Source organism: Lentzea albidocapillata (genome assembly GCF_000719115.1).
GTDB classification, from domain to species: domain Bacteria; phylum Actinomycetota; class Actinomycetes; order Mycobacteriales; family Pseudonocardiaceae; genus Lentzea; species Lentzea albidocapillata.
In genome coordinates this window covers 491,429-509,444 of sequence record NZ_JOEA01000014.1, presented here as the reverse complement: position 1 = coordinate 509,444, position 18,016 = coordinate 491,429, and the positions used below count along the sequence as shown (strand labels likewise).

Below are 18,016 nucleotides of genomic sequence, written 5' to 3'. Positions count from 1 at the left end.
CTACCCACCATCTTGTCTCGCCGGTCAGCCTGAAGAGCTGGTTCTCTCACTTCTCCGACCTGCGCGAGCACGACAGGGTCGGGTACATCGGAGAGGCAGCACAGCTGGACGCGGTCGAAATCGCGAGAGATCTCACCGGGCCGGACGAGGGTCAGGTGGTCATCCAGTCGAGCCATCACACCCTGGTCCGAGACCGGCGACTGGCTGACGAGCTCCGGGTGCTCGGGTTCGACGTCGCCAGCCAGTCGCACGCGTCGGTCGCGATCGGTGCCGACAAAGTGCTGATGAAGAGATTCCTCGACCGGCACGGCTTCGCCACGCCGCGCTGGAGTTCCGCGGCGCGGTGGGGTCTCGGTGCGGATACGGGACATCAGGTGGTCAAAGCACGCCATGGCACGCAGAGCGAGAACACCCGGCTGGCGCTTCCAGGCGAGCGCCCGTCGGCGCCGGACGTGCTGCACGAGGAGTACGAGCCGGGTACCGAGTACTCGGTGATCGTGCACCGCGACGGCGACCGGGTGATCACGTTTCCGCCGGTGTGGAAGGGACGCACGTCTCTCGACCTGGTTCCGCCCTGGAGGCGGTTGCGGCTGTGCCCGTACCACCGACTCCCGGAGCCGGTGGCGACGGAGATGCACCACCTGTCCACCGCGATCGCGGATGCGGCCGACACCTGCGGTTACCTGGAGATCGAGTATCTGGTCACCGACAAAGGTGCGGTCACCGTTCTCGAACTGAATCCGAGGATTTCCGGTACGATGAGAATCGTCGCCATGGCGACGAATGTGATGTTGTTCTCCTCGCGTCGGCTCGGCGCATTGCCCGATCGCGTTTTTCCGGTCCGCTGGGCGGCCGAGGTGCCTTATGGGGGCGAGCATTTCTCGGCGCCGGAGGACCAGGTCTTCGCCACGTCGCGACTGACTGTCGCCAGTGATGATCCTGCGCAGCTCCGGGAAAAACTTGTTCGGTTCGGCGGCAAGCAGACTGATCTGCACGCGGCCGCGTTCCAGGTGGCCTGATTCGGCAAGCTACTGCAAGGGAAGGTCTATTTTGCGTTTCCCTGAAGTCGTGTTGGAAGAATGGATGCGTCAGCACTACTTCGACGCGCTCGTTGACATCGGTAGCAGTGGCGTGCAGGACTTCGGGTTCGGTGAGCTGCGGGAGATCATCGGCCTGCGGAACGAGGAACTCGACCGGCTCGTCATGCGGGACAGCCCGACGTTCGGCCACGACGACCTGCGCCGCACGATCGCGGAGAGGTGGCGCGACGGTGATCCCGAGTGGGTGATCGCCACCCACGGAGCGAGCGAGGCGATCTTCCTCGCGATGAACTCGATTCTCGAACCGGGTGACCACGTCGTGGCGCTCGACCCGATCTACCACGGGTACGAGACGATCGCCAGGACGGTGGGGTGCGAGGTCACGCCATGGCGGCTTCGTCCCGAGACAGGCTTCGAGCCGGACCTCGATGAGCTGGCGGCGCTGGTCACGCCGCGAACCAAGGCGATCGTCGTCAACTTCCCGCACAACCCGACCGGAGCGAGCCTGTCCGTCGCCGGGCAGCGAAGGCTGATCGAGACGGCCGAGTCCGTCGGCGCCCACCTGGTGTGGGACACCGCGCTCGCCGAGCTGACCTACGACACCTCGCCACTTCCGGATCCGACCACGCTGTATCGCAGGGCGATCTCGATCGGCACGCTGTCGAAGGCCTTCGGCCTGCCGGGCATGCGTCTGGGGTGGTGCATCGCGAGCCCGGAGACACTCGCCGGCTTCGTGACACTGCGCGACGCGATGACCCTGCACCTCTCTCCGCTCGTCGAGACCATCGGCGAGAAAGTCATCCGGCACGCGGACCGGATCGTGTCGAGGCGACTGGAACAGGCCAGGGACAATCTGACTTTCCTGGCGAAGTACACAGCGGACAGCACTGTGCTCTCCTATGCGCCACCGGTCGGCGGGGTGACTGTTTTCGCTCGGTTGGAAGGGCTCGAGGACACCACCGAATTCTGTCGGATGTTGAGCAGTAAACGTCGCACCATGCTCGTTCCCGGAACGGCGTTCGGTCACAGCGACCGGGTGCGGCTCGGGTTCGGTGGAAAGCAGTCCGAGTTTCGTGAAGGAATCCAGATCCTCGGCGAGGAACTGTCGCTTCTGGGGTCGAACTCAGTGGGAGGTCGCAATGCGTAGGATCACCATGAGCGCCGAGGAGGCGCAATCAGCCGTCTTGCTGGCCGGAGAGCTCGCGCGGGAGTACGGGTCGAGCGAAAGTCCTGAATTCCTCCGGGACGCCCCCGTCGCTGCTCACGACCTGCCGCGGCGCGTGCGTGAGGAGTTCCACGCCTTCAAGCTCCTCGAGGACGACTGCCTGCTGGTGCTGGCCGGCTATCCGATCGACGAGGACAAGATCGGCCCGACGCCCGCACACTGGAACAAGTACACGGGCAACGACCGTACGTTGGAAGAGGAGATCTACCTCTTCCTGTGCTCATCACTGCTCGGCGACCCGATCGGCTGGGCGACCCAGCAGGACGGCAGGGTGCTGCACGACGTCCTTCCCATCAAGGGCCATGAGGACGAACAGATGGGCAGCGGCAGCGAGCAGCTGCTGGCGTGGCACACCGAGGACGCGTTCCACCCGATGCGGGCGGACTACATCGGCCTGATGTGTCTACGCAACAACGAACAGGCCGACACCACGTTCGCTCCGGTCGCCGATCTGCGGCTCGCACTCGAGGTCGCGGACGTGCTGCGCGAGGAGAGCTTTCCGATCCGCCCTGACCGGTCGCACCTGCCGGCGCACTTCGGCGGCGGCCGGTCGCTGAGCGACGAGGAGAAGGTGTTGCTGGAGCGCAGCTACGAGTGGATCACGAGGCTGGACGAGAAGCCCGAGAGCATCGCGGTGCTGTTCGGCGATGACCAGCGCCCCTACCTCCGGATCGATCCGTACTTCATGGAGACGGACTCGTTGTGCGCCGACTCGCACAAGGCCCTGGACACCATCTGCGCCGAGATCGACCGGGTGATCCAGGGCTACACGCTCCAGCCGGGCGAGACGCTGTTCCTCGACAACTTCACGGCGGTACACGGGCGCCGTCCGTTCAAGGCCCACTCGGAGGCGACCCGCCGCTGGCTCAAGCGCAGCAACGTGGTCAGGGATCTGCGCAAGTCGCGATCGCGCCGGGTGCGCAGCGAGTCGCGCATCATCACCTGACTCCACTGAGCCGCGGTCGCCGGTGCTCCGGCTGGAGAGGAAACGATGGGACAGGACGACCTGCTCGCCCGGATCGAGTCCATGCCACCCGACCGGCGGCATGAGGTGCTGGCGAGGATCGGGAACGGGTCGGTGACGGCGGAGGGCATCGCACCTCTGTCGTTCGCACAGGAACGCATGTGGGTTCTCACCCAGCTGGAACCTGGTTCGCCGGCGTACAACGTGCCGATGACGCTGGCCATCGAGGGCGATGTCGTGGTGGCTGACCTGGTCGGCGCGATCAAGGACGTCGTGGTGCGCCATGAGGCGCTGCGCACCAGGATCGTCTCTCTCGCCGGCAGTCCGATCCAGGTCGTCGCGGACCAGCATGACCTCGACGTCGTGGTGGTGGACTGCTCGGGCGCCCAGGAACTGTCCACAGTGGTCAGTGCTCCACCTGAGCCTTTCGACCTGGCGGAACCACCGCTTCGAGCGCGGTTGGTGCGCATGGCCGCCGGGCTGCACGTCCTCTACATCGACATCCACCACATTGCGTTCGACGACCGTTCGGCCGAGCTTCTGCACCAGGACCTGGTGGCGTTCTACCGGGCACGCCGGTACGGCGACTCTCCTCCGTCACCGCCGCGGGCCCGTTATGCGGACTACGCGAGACTGGAGCGGCGCCGCGCGCACACCGGGCGGTTCGAGGAAGGCCTCGATTTCTGGGAGCACGTGCTGAGCGGCGTGTCACCGGTGTTCGACCTACCCCAGGAGTGGGCACGTCCCAGGTCCGTCCTGGCCGCCGGTAACTCGGTCGGGACGATCCTCGACGAATCCACATTGGACGGTGTCGACGCAGTGGCTCGCAGCCAGGGCGCGACCTCGTTCGTCGTGTTGCTCAGCGCATGGGCAGCCACGCTGTCGTCGCTCACGAACACCCATGACGTGATCATCGGTACACCGGTCTCGAACCGGCAGGACTCGGTCTACGACGACGTCATGGGCCTGTTCGTCAACACGATCCCGGTCCCGGTCGCGGTAGACCACGGCGCCGGTTTCGCAGGGCTGGTCGCCCAGGTGCGTGACACCCTGTTCCGCTGTCTTGCGCACCAGGACGTGCCTCTCGACAAGGTGGTCGACAGGGTCAGGCCCGAGCGGATCGGGAAGCGAACCCCGTTGTTCCAGGTGATGTTCGCCTATAGCAACGACGACCCGACGCCAGTGCGGCTGCCGGATGTCACCTTCCATCCGTTCGAGCACGTCGACACCGGTGCCGCGAAGGTCGATCTGCTGCTGTTCGTCTCGGTGGCAGGCCGCACCCTGCACGCGCGGCTGGAGTTCGATCCCACGGTGGTGACCGCTGAGCATGCCGGGACACTGCTCGACACCTTCAAGGTCGTGCTGGCATCGGGCGTGGGCTCGTCGGCGAGTCCGATGCGGGAGTCGACGCTCGTCGGCAACGCGACGGAACAGCTGATCACCGAGCTCAGTGGCCCTGCCAGGGCCGTACCCCCTCCCGCCGAGTCCCTGCACGCCCTGTTCGAGCGGCAGGCGCGGGCCCGGCCCGGCTCGATCGCGGTGTCCTGCGGCGAGCGGCATCTCACCTACGCAGAGCTCGACCGGTGGGCCGGCCAGGTGGCCCGCCGGCTGCGCCGCGCCGGAGCCGGACCGGAGGACGTCGTCGCGGTGTCGCTGCCACGATCGGTCGAGCTCATCGTGGGGATCCTCGCCGTGCTGAAGGCCGGATCGGGTTATCTGCCACTGGATCCGCGGCATCCCGAGGACCGTCTCACGTCCCTCGTCCGCCGGAGCGGTGCGCGTCTGCTGCTGTCCGATGCGGTGCTGGCCGGCCGGTACACCTCGCTCGCCGACGTCGAGGTGCTGGACATCGGGGAGACGGACGCGACCGGTAGTGAGCCGTTCACGTCCGCGGCGGTCCATCCGGATGGTCTGTGCTATCTGATGTACACCTCGGGGTCGACCGGGCAGCCGAAGGGCGTGCTGGTGTCCCATGCCAATGTCGTCCGGCTGTTCGAGTCCACTTCGGACGACATGCGCTTCTCCCCGGCGGACGTCAGCACGTTGTTCCATTCGTACTCGTTCGACTTCTCGGTCTGGGAGATGTGGTCCGCCCTGTTGCACGGCGGCCGCCTGGTCGTGGTGCCGGACGACGTCGCGCGATCACCGGCGAGCCTGGTGCGGCTGCTGCGCGAGGAGTCGGTGACCGCTCTGGCCCAAACGCCGAGCGCGTTCGCCTCCCTGATGACGGAGTTCGGCCGCAGTGGTGTCTCGGCCGCGGATCTGGACCTGAGGATCGTGGTCTTCGGTGGCGAGGCCGTGGACCTGCCGAGCCTGGCACCGTGGCTGAGCGAACCAGAGCAACGAATCCCTCGGCTGGTGAACATGTACGGCATCACCGAGACGACCGTGCACACCACTCATCGGGTGCTCGATGCCGGCAGCCTGCGCGGCACCTCACGCTCGCCGATCGGGCGCCCGCTGAGCGACGTCTCCGTGCACGTGCTGGACCCGGAGGGCAGGCATGTGCCGATCGGCATCGTAGGAGAGATCCACGTCGGTGGTGCGGGAGTGGCTCGCTGCTACCACGACCAGCCCGGCCTGACCGCGAGCCGGTTCGTGCCCGACCCGTTCGGCACGGTGCCCGGTGCTCGGCTCTACCGGTCGGGTGACCTGGCCCGGTGGACCGGAGAGCACGAACTGGAGTTCGTCGGCCGCAACGACGACCAGGTGAAGATTCGGGGCCATCGGGTCGAGCTCGGCGAGGTGAAGAACGCCGTCGACCGGATCGCCGCCGTCACCCAGTCCTATGTGGACTTCAATGATGGCCTCGGAGAGGGTCAGATCTCGGCTTACGTGGTGGTCAGGGAACAGGTCACGGCCGGGAACCTGCGGGCAGAGCTGAGCAGGCTCGTGCCGGAGTACCTGGTTCCGGCCAGGATCATCCTGGTTCCGGCTCTGCCCCTGACCGCGAACGGCAAGGTCGACAGCAAGCTGCTGGCTGAGATCACCGCGCGTCCTGACGTCTCGGCTCGCACGCCCGACGACCGCGACCTGACAGAGGGACAGCGCGTGGTGCTTGATGTCCTGCGAGCGGTACTCGACAGCCCGGATGCCGGTCCGCACGAGGACTTCTTCGAACTCGGTGGCCACTCACTGGCCGCGGTCAGGTTCGCACACGAGCTGGAGAGCAGGCTGGGCACGCCCAGGAGGGTCGATCCCGTGCTGGTGTTGCAGGAACGAACGGCCGCGCGCATCGCCGTCGCCGTGACCCGGGACGCCGCAGGTCCGGACTGGGCCACGCTGCGCGCCGCCGCGGGTGATCTCCCGCTTCTGCTCCTACCCGGATCCGGCGGAAACCTCTTCAGCTATCAGGACGTCACCCGAGCGTTGACGAACGAGACGTCGGTGTACGGCCTTTCGCACCATCCTCCAGCCGACGTCCGGGACGGGATATCCGGACTCGCCAAGCACTGCGCGACGGCGTTGGGAGACTGGCCGGACGAGCCGTACCTGCTGGGCGGCTGGTCGCTGGGAGGCCTGGTGGCGGCGGAGACGGTCCGGGTGCTGCACGAGAACGGCCGTGCTCCGGCGGGGCTGGTTCTGCTCGACCCGGCGTCGCCCGACGACATCGCGCAGGAAGCCTCCACCGACCGCATGGCGGCCTTCATCGAGGACCTCGAAGCCTCTGCCCAGTGCCCGCTGGAGATTGCGCCCCGGACTCTGGACGGGCTCACGGAGACCGAGGCGTTGTCCGTGGTGGCGGACCACGTCGCCCGGACGTCGCTGGCCGACCGGTACCGCGGCGCCGATGACGTCCCGGAAGCGTTCTACCGCTTCACCTCCAGCATCGACGCGATTCATTCGCACACCATGGCGGGCACGATCACGGTGCCGACCGCGCTGTTCGCCCCGGCCGCCGGCGCACCGAACACGTTGTGGCAGAACATCTGTGCGGACCTGATGTTCGTCCCGGTCGAGGGCGACCACTACTCGATGCTGCGCGAACCGTTCGCCGGAGACCTGGCCGGCGCACTGCAGCGGTTCATCGGCGCGGTCGCCCTCCGACAGCGGCCGGCAAGTGACTCGTAGCGGCATGCGGCAGGCCCGTTTGGTCGCCGAAGAGCTCGATGCCGTGACCGCGGTGCCGCCGAACAGCGTCGACGCGGCCATCAGCCGTCTTGCGGAGGCCAGCCCGCGAGCGATCGCGGTCGTTGACGGCACCCACCGCCTCAGCTACGCGGAACTCGACGGGTACGCGTGGCACTTCGCGGATCGCGTCCGTGCCCTGGACCTTGCCGACGACGCGGTCGCGGGTGTCCGGCTGAGCTCGTCCTGGCACCTGGTGGTAGCGCTGATCGGAACACTCCGTGCGGGTGCGGTGACCGTTCCGATGCCGAGTCACGCGCTGAGCATCGAGGATCCCCCGGTCGTCGACGTCCTTTCCGGCCTTTCCGTGACGTCGCGCCCCGCCGGCGTTGCGGTGTGGCGTGACAAGGGCTCCGCGGTGACGCGCGGGCGTCTGGTCACCGGTCCCGGATTGCACGCGCTGACCTCGAAGGTTGCGGACGAGCTGGCTCTCACCTCCGGCGATGTCGTGCTGACCACCGCGGACACCGCGGACCCGAGCGTGTTCGAGGAGATCGTTCCGGTGTTGCTGCGCGGCGGAACGGTCGCACTCGCTCAGGACGACCGGTGCACCAGGGATGTCGCGGTGTTCCTCGACCACGCAAGGGCGTCCAAGGCCACCGTGGTCACGTTGCGGGCGCAGGCCTGGTCGGTGCTCGCCGGCATGTCCGGCACGCGCCCCTGGCGTGTGCCCGCCACTGTGCGGCTGGTCATCGTCACCGGGGCCGGACCGGTCAGCAACCGGAACCTGGACCTGTGGCGGCGCAGGCACGGCATCCCCCTGCTGCACGTCTGCGCGCCCGCTTCGGCGTCTTCCCGCTATCTCGCGGACGCCGAGCTCGACGCACAGCCCGCTTGCGGCGTCACACCCGATGTGGTGTTCGGCGCGGCGGCGCGCCTTTCCCGCACTACCACTGTGCGGCAACGGATCTGAGAGGTTCTGCAGATGGATGAGCTGGTCGTGGCCGATCGTGACGCCACCGGGTTCCCGCTGACGTCGGCCCAGCGCCGGATGTGGTTCGCCGAGAGCGTGTCACCAGAGGCGGGCGCGTACAACGTCGTGTCCGAGATCCGATGGGCCGGCGAGCTGGTGCCCGAGGCACTACGAACGGCACTGCGCGGGGTGGTCGCGCGCCATGAGGTGCTGCGGACGGTCTTCACGGACGCGCCGGCGCAGGTGGTCCGGCCCGAGGCGGACATCGACTGCGTCGCTGACGTCGACCGGGTGGTGGACGACGGTGAGCTGCGTGCCGTGATCCTGGCGGAGGGGCAGCGCGGCTTCTCGTTGGACGAGAGCCTGTTCCGGGTGCGGGTGCTCCGGACCGGCGTGGACGAGTTCGCGGTGTTGTTCGTGGTGCACCACCTGGTTTTCGACGGGTGGTCCGCCGGGGTACTGGTGCGGGATCTGGTCGCGTTGTACCGCGAGATCGTCGACGGGGTTCCGGCCGAGCTGCCCGCGTTGTCCGTGCGGGTGGTGGATCACGCCGTGTGGGAGCGAAGTGAGGCCGGTGAGGCGGTGGTGCAGGAGCAGCTCGGCTACTGGCTCGACTATCTCGCTGACGCACCGAGTGTGTTGCCTCTCGTCGCGGAACGCCCACGGGCTGACACGGGCCGCATGCCGGACACCTTCGGCTTCTCGTTGGACAGCAGTACGGTTCAGTCGCTCGCGGAGTACGCGCGGGTCAACGCCGCGACGTCGAGCATGGTGTTGTTGTCGGTGTTGTCCGTGGTGTTGTCGCGCCGGGCCGGCGTCGACGACGTGCTGGTCGGTATGCCGGTGTGGGGCAGGCAGGGTCGCTCCGCCGAGGGGGTGCTGGGCTGCTTCGCGAACACGGTCGTGGTCCGGGTGCGTCCGGAGTGGACCGGTGGGTTCGACGATGTGCTGGACCAGGTGTGCGCGGGCGTCATCGACGGGATGGATCACCAGGCGGTTCCGTTCGACCGGCTGGTGGAGGAGGTGCGGCCCGAGCGGCGGGCCGGGCACCACCCGTTGTTCCAGGTGATGTACAGCTACGAACGACGATCACGGAAGCCCTTGACGGGCAACAGGTTCGAGGTCCACGGTCCCAGCGAGGCGTTGCAGGCGGACACGGGCTGCGATCTGGACATCACCGTCGTCGATTTCTCCGACGAGGTCGCCGTTTCGGTGCGGTTCGACGCGTCGCTGTTCGGGCGTGACAGTGTGGGGCGGCTGTCCGACGAGTTCCGCGCCGTGCTGGGAGCGGTGCTGGCCGGTACGGACGCGTGCGTCGGCGAGCTGCCGATGTTGTCGGACGCCGCCCGCCGCTCGCTCCTCGACCAGGTGAGCAAGGGCGCCGGGATCGCGATCCCGGACGTCCCGCTGCACGGCTTGTTCGAGTACTGGGCGACGCTGGAACCGGAGCGCATCGCGGTCGCGTGCGGGGACACCGAACTCACGTACGGTGAGGTCAACGCGCGGGCGAACCGGTTGGCCCACGAGCTGAGGTCGCTCGGCGTCGGACCGGACGTGCTGGTCGCGGTCGGGTTGCCCCGGTCCGCCGACCTGATGGTGGCGCTGCTGGGCGTGCTGAAGGCGGGCGGCGCGTTCGCACCGGTGGATCCCGGACAACCGCGGGACAGGATCACCAGGATGACGACGCGCGCCGGCATCCGGTTCGGCATCACCACGACCGGGACCGGCGACATCTTCGGTGACGTCGACGAGGTGATCCGGATCGACCGGCCGGGGCCCGGCCGGTTCAGCGACCGGAATCAGGATGTGCCGCTGTCCGCCGGAAATCTGGCGTACGTGTTCCACACCTCGGGCTCGACCGGGGAACCGAAAGGCGCGATGTGCACGCACGGCAACGCCGTCAGCTTCGCGGTCGCCGCGGTGCCCGCGTTCGGTCTGGTCTCCGGGGACCGCTTCCTCCAGCTGGCCGCCGCCACCTTCGACGTACTCGTCGAGGAGGTGTTCCCGGTCTGGACCGCGGGCGGTGCGGTGGTGCTCGCGGACCAGGACCTGTCGGTGCTCACCCCGGAGGCGTTCCTGGACCTGCTGGCGCGGCGCGGGATCACGGCGTGTGAGTTGCCGGCCGCGTACTGGACCGTGCTCGTCGACCATCTGGACCACGGCGAGGATCGCCTGCCGGAGTTGTTCCGGCTGTTGCTGGTAGGCACCGAGCGAGTCGACCCCGATGTGTGGTCGAGGTGGCGTGACCACGGCAGGACGACCGTCAACGTCTACGGTCTCACCGAAACCTCGGTGACGAGCACGTGCCTGCGGGATGACGGCGTCACCGACTTCGGCGGTGGGGAAGTGCCGATCGGGCGGCCGTTCCCGAACGCCACCGTGTACATCGTCGACGCCTTCCTGAACCCGGTTCCGATCGGCGTGGTCGGCGAGGTGTACCTGGGTGGTCCGGGCACGGGCCGGGGGTACGTCAACCAGCCCGCGCTGACCGCCGAACGTTTCGTCCCGGACCCGTTCGGTCAGGGTGGCCGGCTGTACCGCACGGGTGACCGCGCTCGCTGGACCTCCGCCGGGGAGGTCGTGTTCTGCGGCCGGTCCGACGACCAGCTCAAGATCCGGGGTCACCGGATCGAACCGGGTGAGATCGAAAACGTGCTGGAGAGGCATCAGGACGTTACCCGTGCGTTCGTCACGACCCGCACGGACGTCGGTGGGCAGCAACATCTGGACGCCTATGTCGCCGTTCGAGATCTCGGAGTCACCGTCGTGGATCTGGTGCGGCACGCTGCCGCCCGACTGCCCGCGCACATGGTTCCCGCCACGGTCACCGTGCTGGACCGGCTGCCGGTGACGCCGCACGGCAAGATCGACCGCGCGGCGCTGCCCACGCCCACCGCGCACGCGTCGGTTGCCGACCGTCCGCTCACACCGGTGGAGGAACGGCTGGCCGCGTTGTGGTGCGAGCTGCTCGGCGTCACGGCCGTCGGCCCGCAGGACAACTTCTTCCAGCTCGGCGGTCATTCCCTGCTCACCTACCAGCTGGTCGCGCGTATCCGGCAGGTGCTCGGCGCCGACATCGCGCTCTCGGACTTCTTCGCCGACCCGACGATCGCCGGTACCGCCGCACTTCTTGCCACGCAGCACGATCGTGGCCCGCGTCCGAGCCGTGACGTGCTCGCGGCGGATCGTGGCGCCGAGGGATTCCCGTTGTCGTCGGCGCAGCGCCGGATGTGGTTCGTCGAACGTGCCGCGCCGGATTCGGGTGTGCACAACGTGGTGTGCGAGATCCGGTGGGTCGGTGCGCTGGAGCAGGACGGCCTGCGCGCCGCGCTGAGCCGGCTGGTCGCGCGGCACGAGGCACTGCGGACCGTGTTCACCGACGGTCCGCTGCAGGTGGTCCTGCCCGGGACCCAGGTCGAGTGCGTGATCGACGTCGAGCGGGCACTGGACGACGCCGAGTTGCGCGGTGTGGCGGCGGAAGAGGGGCGCCGCGGGTTCAGGCTGGACGAGGGTGTCTTCCGGGTGCGCGTGGTCCGGGTCGGCGTGGATGAGTTCGTGCTGCTGCTCGTGGTGCACCATTTGGTCTTCGACGGGTGGTCGGCCGGGGTCGTGGTGCGGGACCTGGTGGCGTTGTACCGCGAGGTTGTCGACGGGATCGAGGCCGGGTTGCCGGAGCTGCCCGTTCAGGTCGTGGACCACGCGGTGTGGGAGCGCGGTGCAGATGCCCGGCAGCTGGTCCGGGAGCAGCTCGGCTACTGGCTCGACCACCTCGCGGGTGCACCCGAGCTGTTGCCGCTCCCGCAGGACCGTGCGCTGGTCGCCGAACTTGCTGCCGGCGGTGTCCACGAGTTCACAGTGGACGGTCGGTTGCATCGGCGGATGGTGGAGTACGCACGTGTCAACGGCGTGACGCCGAGCATGGTGTTGTTGTCGGTGCTGTCCGTCCTGTTGTCGCGGCGCTCCGGTGCGGAAGACCTCGTGGTGGGCATGCCGGTGTGGGGCCGCGGCGGGCATGCGCTCGAGGACGTTGTGGGCTGCTTCGTGAACACCGTGGTGGTCCGGGTGCGTCCGGAGTGGTCCGGCGACTTCGGCGACGTGCTGGAGCAGGTGCGTGCCGGGGTGGTCAACGCGTTGGACCACCAGGACGTCCCGTTCGACCGGCTGGTGGAGGAGTTGCGGCCGGAACGGCTGGCGGGGCGGCACCCCGTCTTCCAGATCATGTTCAGCTACGAGCAAGGCGACCGGACACCGATCGTCAGCGGGGATGTCACCGTACATCCGCCGGAGACGAGGTTCACGGCGACCGAGTTCGACCTCGACGTCACCGTGCTCGACTTCCCCGAAGAGGCCGTGGTGTCGGTTCAGTTCGACCCCGAGTTGTTCGATCTCCTTGGTGCGCAGCGGTTTTCCGACGAGTTCCGCGTTGTGCTGGATGCGGTGACCGCTGGTTCCACCCTGTGTGTGGGAGAGCTTCCGTTGTTGTCGGAGAACGCCCGGCTGACCGTCGTCGAGGAATTGAGCCGCGGTGCGCAGACCGCGGTTCCGAACCTGCCGTTGCACGGTTCGTTCGAGGAGTGGGCCGCGCGGGAACCTTCGCGGATCGCGATCGGCGGCGCCTTCGGCGAGCTCACCTACGGCGAGGTGAACGCGCGGGCGAACCGGTTGGCGCACGAACTGCGCTCGCTCGGTGTCGGTCCGGACGTCTGCGTGGTGGTCTGCCTGGACCGCTCCGCCGAGCTGATGGTCGCGCTGCTCGGTGTCCTGAAGGCAGGTGGCGCGTTCGTACCGGTGGATCCCGGACAGCCGCAGGACCGGATCGCCGGGATCATCCATCGCAGCGGTGCGCGGGTGCTGGTCACGAAAAGCGGACACCGTGACCTCGTCGCCGGCGCGGCTGATGTGGTGGAGATCGATCGGCCAGGGGCAGGCGCGTTCGGCGACGACGATCCCGATGTCCCGCTCGTGGCGGGCAACCTGGCGTACGTCTTCCACACTTCGGGCTCCACCGGGGAACCGAAGGGTGCGATGTGCACGCACGGCAACGCGGTGAGCTTCGCCGTGCCGGCGGTAGCGGTGTTCGGCCTGAGCCCGGAGGACCGGTTCCTGCAACTCGCCGCGGTGACGTTCGACGTGCTGGTCGAGGAGGTCTTCCCGGTCTGGGCGGCGGGAGGCGCGGTGGTGCTCGCGGACCGGGACCTGGCGGAGCTCACTCCAGCCGCGTTCCTCGATCTCCTTGCGCGGCAGGGGATCACGGCGTGCGAGCTGCCGGTCGCGTACTGGGCGGTGCTCGTGGATCACCTGGAGCGGGCTGCGGAGACCCTGCCGGAGCCGTTCCGGTTGTTGCTGGTGGGCGGTGAGCGCATCGACCCGGACGTGTGGTTGAAGTGGAGGGACCACGGTGGGTCGGCCATCAACGTCTACGGGCTGACGGAGACGTCTGTGACGAACGTGTACCTCAGGGACGATCGGGTGTCCGGCTTCGGCGGCGAGGACGTGCCGATCGGAAAGCCGTACCCGAACGGGGAGGTGTACATCCTCGACCGTCTGATGAACCCGGTCCCCATCGGTGTCACCGGTGAGCTCTACCTCGGCGGACCGGGCATCGGGCGTGGATACCTGAACCAGCCGGGACTGACGGCCGACCGGTTCGTGCCGGACCCGTTCGGGCTGGACGCGCGCCTGTACCGCACGGGTGACCGAGCCCGGTGGCTGTCCACCGGAGACATCGCGTTCCACGGCCGGACCGACCACCAGCTCAAGATCCGCGGTCATCGCATCGAGCCCGGCGAGATCGAGAACGCGTTGGAGAGGCACCCGGAGGTCACCCGCGCGTTCGTGACCGCTCGGACCGACGCACACGGCCAGCACCTCGACGCCTATGTCGCGGTACACGGCACAGCGACCGGTACGGACCTGCTCCAGCACGCGGCCGCCAAGCTGCCCGCACACATGGTTCCGAACACGATGACCGTGCTGAGCCGGCTGCCGGTCACGTCGCACGGCAAGATCGACCGGGCGGCGTTGCCCGCACCCGTGACGCACTCGGGCGTCCACGATCGGCCGCTCACGCCGGTCGAGGAACGCGTCGCGGCCCTGTGGTTCGAGGTGCTGGAGGTCTCGGCGGGCCCGCACGACAACTTCTTCCGCCTCGGCGGGCATTCTCTGCTGACGTACCAGCTCATCGCGCGCATCCGGGAGGAGTTCGACCGGGAGGTCAGCCTTGCGGAGTTCTTCGGCAACCCCACGGTCGCGCACCTCGCGGGTCTTCTCACCGCGGACCACGGTGCTGTCGCCGAGGTCGACTCCGGCGGAGAGGTGTCGCTGGAGGACCTGCTCGACGAAATCGAGCGACGGGACGCCTAGGGCGTCAGCGCCGGCATCAGTGCCTTGATCTCGGCACAGGCAGCGAGCAGCCGGCTGATCCCGGACACGGGGTACATCTGGTTCGCGTCGCCCGGCCGGTACATCCGTTCCGGCCGGACATGGGTCTCGAGCAGCAGGCCGTCGGCACCGAACGCGACCGCGGACAGCGCCGCGGGTGCGACCGCGGCGACCCGTCCGGTGCTGTGGCTCGGGTCGAAGATGATCGGAAGTGCCGTGTGCCGCCGGACTTCGGCGATCGCGCCGAAGTCCGGCTGGAACGCCAGCGAGTTGTCGAACGACACGATTCCCCGCGCGCAGAGGACGACATCGGAGTTTCCGTTGGCGAGGACGAACTCTGCCGCGCGCAGCCACTCCGCGACGGTCGAGCGAAGCCCGCGCATGAGCAGGACCGGTCGCCCGGCACCGCCGAGCTCGGCCAGCAGTGCGCGGTTCGTCATGTTCCGGGTGTCCACCTGGAGGCAGTCGGCGACCTTCGCGACGTGCTCGACGTCGCGCGGGTCGAGCACCTCGGTGACGACCGGGAGCCCGGTCGCGGCCTTGATCTCGGCGAGCCCCGCCAGTCCCCTCCTGCCCTGGCCGAGGAAGTGGTACGGACTCGATCTCGGTTTGAACAACCCCATCCTGATGGCGGCGACGCCTTGGTCCCGTGCGAGCAGCGCGGTGTCCATCGCGTCGGTGGTGTCCTCCAGCGCACAGGGACCCGCCGCGCACCACAGCGATCCGCCGCCGACCACGCTGTCCCCGATGGACACCTGCGACGGCGCCACGTCGTTGGCACCGGCAACGAGCCAGCAGCCGGTTTCTCGCGTCGAGTGCCGGGCGAGGACGGCGGCGGAGCCGATCTCCGGCACCAGGTCCTCGTCCCCGCTCACCGCGACGAACACCCGGTCTGCCAGGCGAACCGGCCAGGCCGTCACGTCGTCGTGGGCGGCCAGCCGGCTCGTGACCGCCTGGATCTCCGGGGCGCTCGTCCCCGGCCGCAGTTCGATGATCACGCCCTGTGCCTCGTCTTCCCGGTGCGCATGACGCCGGCCAGTGCTTTCGGCGTCGAGTTCTTGAGCAGGTCGCGGACGGACACCCGGCGGCGCACGGTCTCGTTGATGCGTGCCACCACCCGCGCTGCGGCGAGTGAGTCCCCGCCGAGCACGAAGAAGTCGTCGTCGACGCCGATGCGGTCGATCTTGAGGACGTCGGTGAAGCACTGGACGGCGACCTCCTCGAACTCGTCCTGGGGCGCCTGTGCGTTCGCGGACACCCATTCGACCGGCGGCAACGCCTGCCGGTCGACCTTCCCGTTGACCCGCCGGGGCAGGTCGCCGACGGTCCGGTAGGCGGCGGGGACGAGGTGTGCAGGCAGCCTGGCGGTGAGATGGCCACGCAGCTCGTCCGCTTCCGCGCGGCCGACGACGTAGGCGGCGAGCTGACGGCTGCCGTCCGGGTGGGGCACCGCGACGACGACGACGTCGTCGACCTCCGGATGTGCCAGCAGCACCGCCTCGATCTCCGCCGGGTTGACCCGGAACCCTCGAACCTTGATCTCCCGGTCGACCCGCCCGCGGTGGTGGAACAGGCCGTCGTCGTCGAGCCAGCCGAGATCACCTGTGCGGTACAGCCGTTCTCCGTCCGGTCCGAAGGGATCCGGCACGAAGCGGTCCGCCGTCAGGCCCGGTGCTCCCAGATATCCAAGTGCGAGTTCGGGTCCGCCGACGTACACCTCGCCGAGCACGCCGAGCGGCACCGGCCGCATGTCGTCGTCGAGGATCCGAAGGCGGACACCGCTCCACGGCCTGCCGACGGGCGGCACGGCCTGCCGCTGAGCCGGCGTGGCCGTCCGGCTGGTCACCCGGTCGTCCCACGGCACCAGGCAACTGGTGATCCCGTTCGCCTCCGAGGAGCCGTAGGCGACGGCGACCTCGAACGGCAGGTCGGCAGCCGGCCATCGGCGGACCGTGTCGCTGCCGACTGTGAGCAAACGCAGCGCCGCGGTGTCCGGCCACGGAAGCGTGAAGAGGCTTTCCGCCATGGGCATGCTGACGTACGTCTTGGTGATGCGATCGGCGACGAGCCAGTCCCGCAGCGCCTCCGGTGCTGCCGCGACGTCGGGCTTGGCCACGTGAACGCCGGCACCGGCGGCCAGGTAAGGCCACAGCTCGCCGACGGAGACCGACGATCCCGGAGGGGACAACCACGAAGCCCGGTCGTCCGGGACGGCGCGATGGCCTTCCTCGTGCGTCTGCAACGAGTGGGCAACGGACCGATGGGTCACCGCCACACGTTTCGGCACGCCCGTGGAACCGGACGTGTGCACGACGTAGGCGACCATGTCCGGATGGATCCGCACACCAAGATCGCCGTCCGGCTCGGCCGCGATCCGGTCGCGCTCGGCATCGACGCACAGCACTGGAACCTGCCCGGCGAAGGCGGCGATTCCCAAGCGGGCCAACGACACCACCGCGATCGGCTGGGTGTCCCGCACAACCTGCTCCAGCCGGGCCACCGGGTGCGCCGGATCGAGCAGCACGGTCGCCGCGCCGGTCTTCATCACCGCGACGAAGGCGACGAGCATGTCGGTCGAGCGGTCCATCAGCAGCGCGACCGTTCGTTGCGGTGCTGCCCCCTGGCTCCGCAGTACCCGCGCGAGCCTGTTCGCCGCGGAGTTGAGCTGCCGGTAGGTCAGTGACTCGGCGCCGTCGGCCGCCGCTTCGGCGTCCGGCCGCTCCCGCGCCTGCTCTTCCACCCGCTCGTGGGCGGGTGTCGTCACCGGGAACCGGTCCAGCGGCACGCAGATCCGTTCGAGCGCGGCCTCCTGTGCCGAGGTCATCAGCGGCAGTTCCGCCACCCACGCTTCAGGACGGGTGACGACGGCGGCCAGCAGAGTCTCGAAGTAGCCAGGCAGCAACCGCGCCAGCACGGGGTTCCCCCATTCCCCTTCCTGGTGCCAGTGGAGCACCGCCCCGCCGTTCGACAGGTCGGCTTCCAGGTGCAGGTCGACGTGCGCCGCGGTGCCGCGGCGATACCCGCTGAAGCGAGCCCCGGCCGTGTCGTCCTGCGCGGCCTCGGCGTGCGGCTCCGACAGCAGGACCGTGAAGGGGGAGCCGGGGGCCGGGCACGACGCCCGGCGGACCGGGTAATCGGCCGTCAGCCGGATGTCGACCGGCTCGCCGGACCCGCACCGCAGCGTCATCACCCGGAACGCCGCACCGAGTACGCCGGCGACGGACACCTGATTCTTCGCTGCGAGTTGTTCCACCTTCGCGAAGAGGGAATCGGGCAATGGTCGCACTGAGTGCACCTTGGCCTCCAATTGGGCGCGGGGAGGTCGTCGAACCAGAAAAGTGCTGGTAGTGGCAGTCAAACAGGAT

At 68.6% G+C, this 18,016-nt stretch carries 8 protein-coding genes; 6 read left to right on the top strand and 2 right to left on the bottom strand.

Translation table 11 applies throughout. From position 1 onward, the window contains the following. Positions 1–155: 155 nt before the first annotated feature. Genes IG04_RS0124000 through IG04_RS0123975 form a run of 6 tightly spaced genes read left to right on the top strand, consistent with a single transcriptional unit; the run spans position 156 to position 14,633 of the window. Entirely contained in the window at positions 156–1,019 is an 864-nt protein-coding gene (locus IG04_RS0124000) for an ATP-grasp domain-containing protein (RefSeq protein WP_159460445.1), read from the top strand. Further along, positions 934–2,187 carry a capreomycidine synthase gene (gene vioD / locus IG04_RS0123995; RefSeq protein WP_157512981.1) on the top strand — a complete coding sequence of 418 codons (1,254 nt, stop codon included), beginning with the start codon at positions 934–936 and terminating at the stop codon, positions 2,185–2,187. Before IG04_RS0124000 ends, vioD begins: the two co-directional genes overlap by 86 nt. Further along, positions 2,180–3,211, top strand: a complete 1,032-nt coding sequence (gene gntD / locus IG04_RS0123990; RefSeq protein ID WP_030478955.1) for a guanitoxin biosynthesis L-enduracididine beta-hydroxylase GntD — start codon at positions 2,180–2,182, stop codon at positions 3,209–3,211. The genes vioD and gntD overlap by 8 nt, the downstream gene beginning before the upstream one ends. Before the next feature lie 45 nt (positions 3,212–3,256). After that, positions 3,257–7,300 (top strand): non-ribosomal peptide synthetase, encoded by a 4,044-nt coding sequence (locus tag IG04_RS0123985; protein ID WP_030478954.1) that lies wholly within the window; start codon positions 3,257–3,259, stop codon positions 7,298–7,300. After that, a complete protein-coding gene (locus IG04_RS0123980; protein ID WP_144065298.1) occupies positions 7,290–8,270 on the top strand; it encodes an AMP-binding protein in 981 nt (326 codons plus the stop codon). The genes IG04_RS0123985 and IG04_RS0123980 overlap by 11 nt, the downstream gene beginning before the upstream one ends. Before the next feature lie 12 nt (positions 8,271–8,282). Then, on the top strand, positions 8,283–14,633 hold the full coding sequence (locus tag IG04_RS0123975; protein WP_030478952.1) for a non-ribosomal peptide synthetase: 6,351 nt from the start codon (positions 8,283–8,285) through the stop codon (positions 14,631–14,633). Here IG04_RS0123975 and IG04_RS0123970 read toward each other — a convergent pair. Both IG04_RS0123970 and IG04_RS0123965 read right to left on the bottom strand, forming a co-directional pair. Next, the gene (locus IG04_RS0123970; protein WP_051770535.1) at positions 14,630–15,649 is read right to left on the bottom strand and encodes a hypothetical protein; all 1,020 of its coding nucleotides are present in this window, start codon (positions 15,647–15,649) and stop codon (positions 14,630–14,632) included. The two genes, IG04_RS0123975 and IG04_RS0123970, sit on opposite strands and share 4 nt — an antisense overlap. Next, on the bottom strand, positions 15,646–17,904 hold the full coding sequence (locus IG04_RS0123965) for a non-ribosomal peptide synthetase (RefSeq protein WP_157512979.1): 2,259 nt from the start codon (positions 17,902–17,904) through the stop codon (positions 15,646–15,648). The genes IG04_RS0123970 and IG04_RS0123965 overlap by 4 nt, the downstream gene beginning before the upstream one ends. Positions 17,905–18,016 lie beyond the last annotated feature (112 nt).

Bases quoted from the DNA above. Each gene is read 5' to 3' on its own strand.
- gntD (WP_030478955.1), top strand. From the start codon at position 2,180: ATGCGTAGGATCACCATGAGCGCCGAGGAGGCGCAATCAGCCGTCTTG.
- vioD (WP_157512981.1), top strand. From the start codon at position 934: ATGATCCTGCGCAGCTCCGGGAAAAACTTGTTCGGTTCGGCGGCAAGC.
- IG04_RS0123975 (WP_030478952.1), top strand. From the start codon at position 8,283: ATGGATGAGCTGGTCGTGGCCGATCGTGACGCCACCGGGTTCCCGCTG.
- IG04_RS0123985 (WP_030478954.1), top strand. From the start codon at position 3,257: ATGGGACAGGACGACCTGCTCGCCCGGATCGAGTCCATGCCACCCGAC.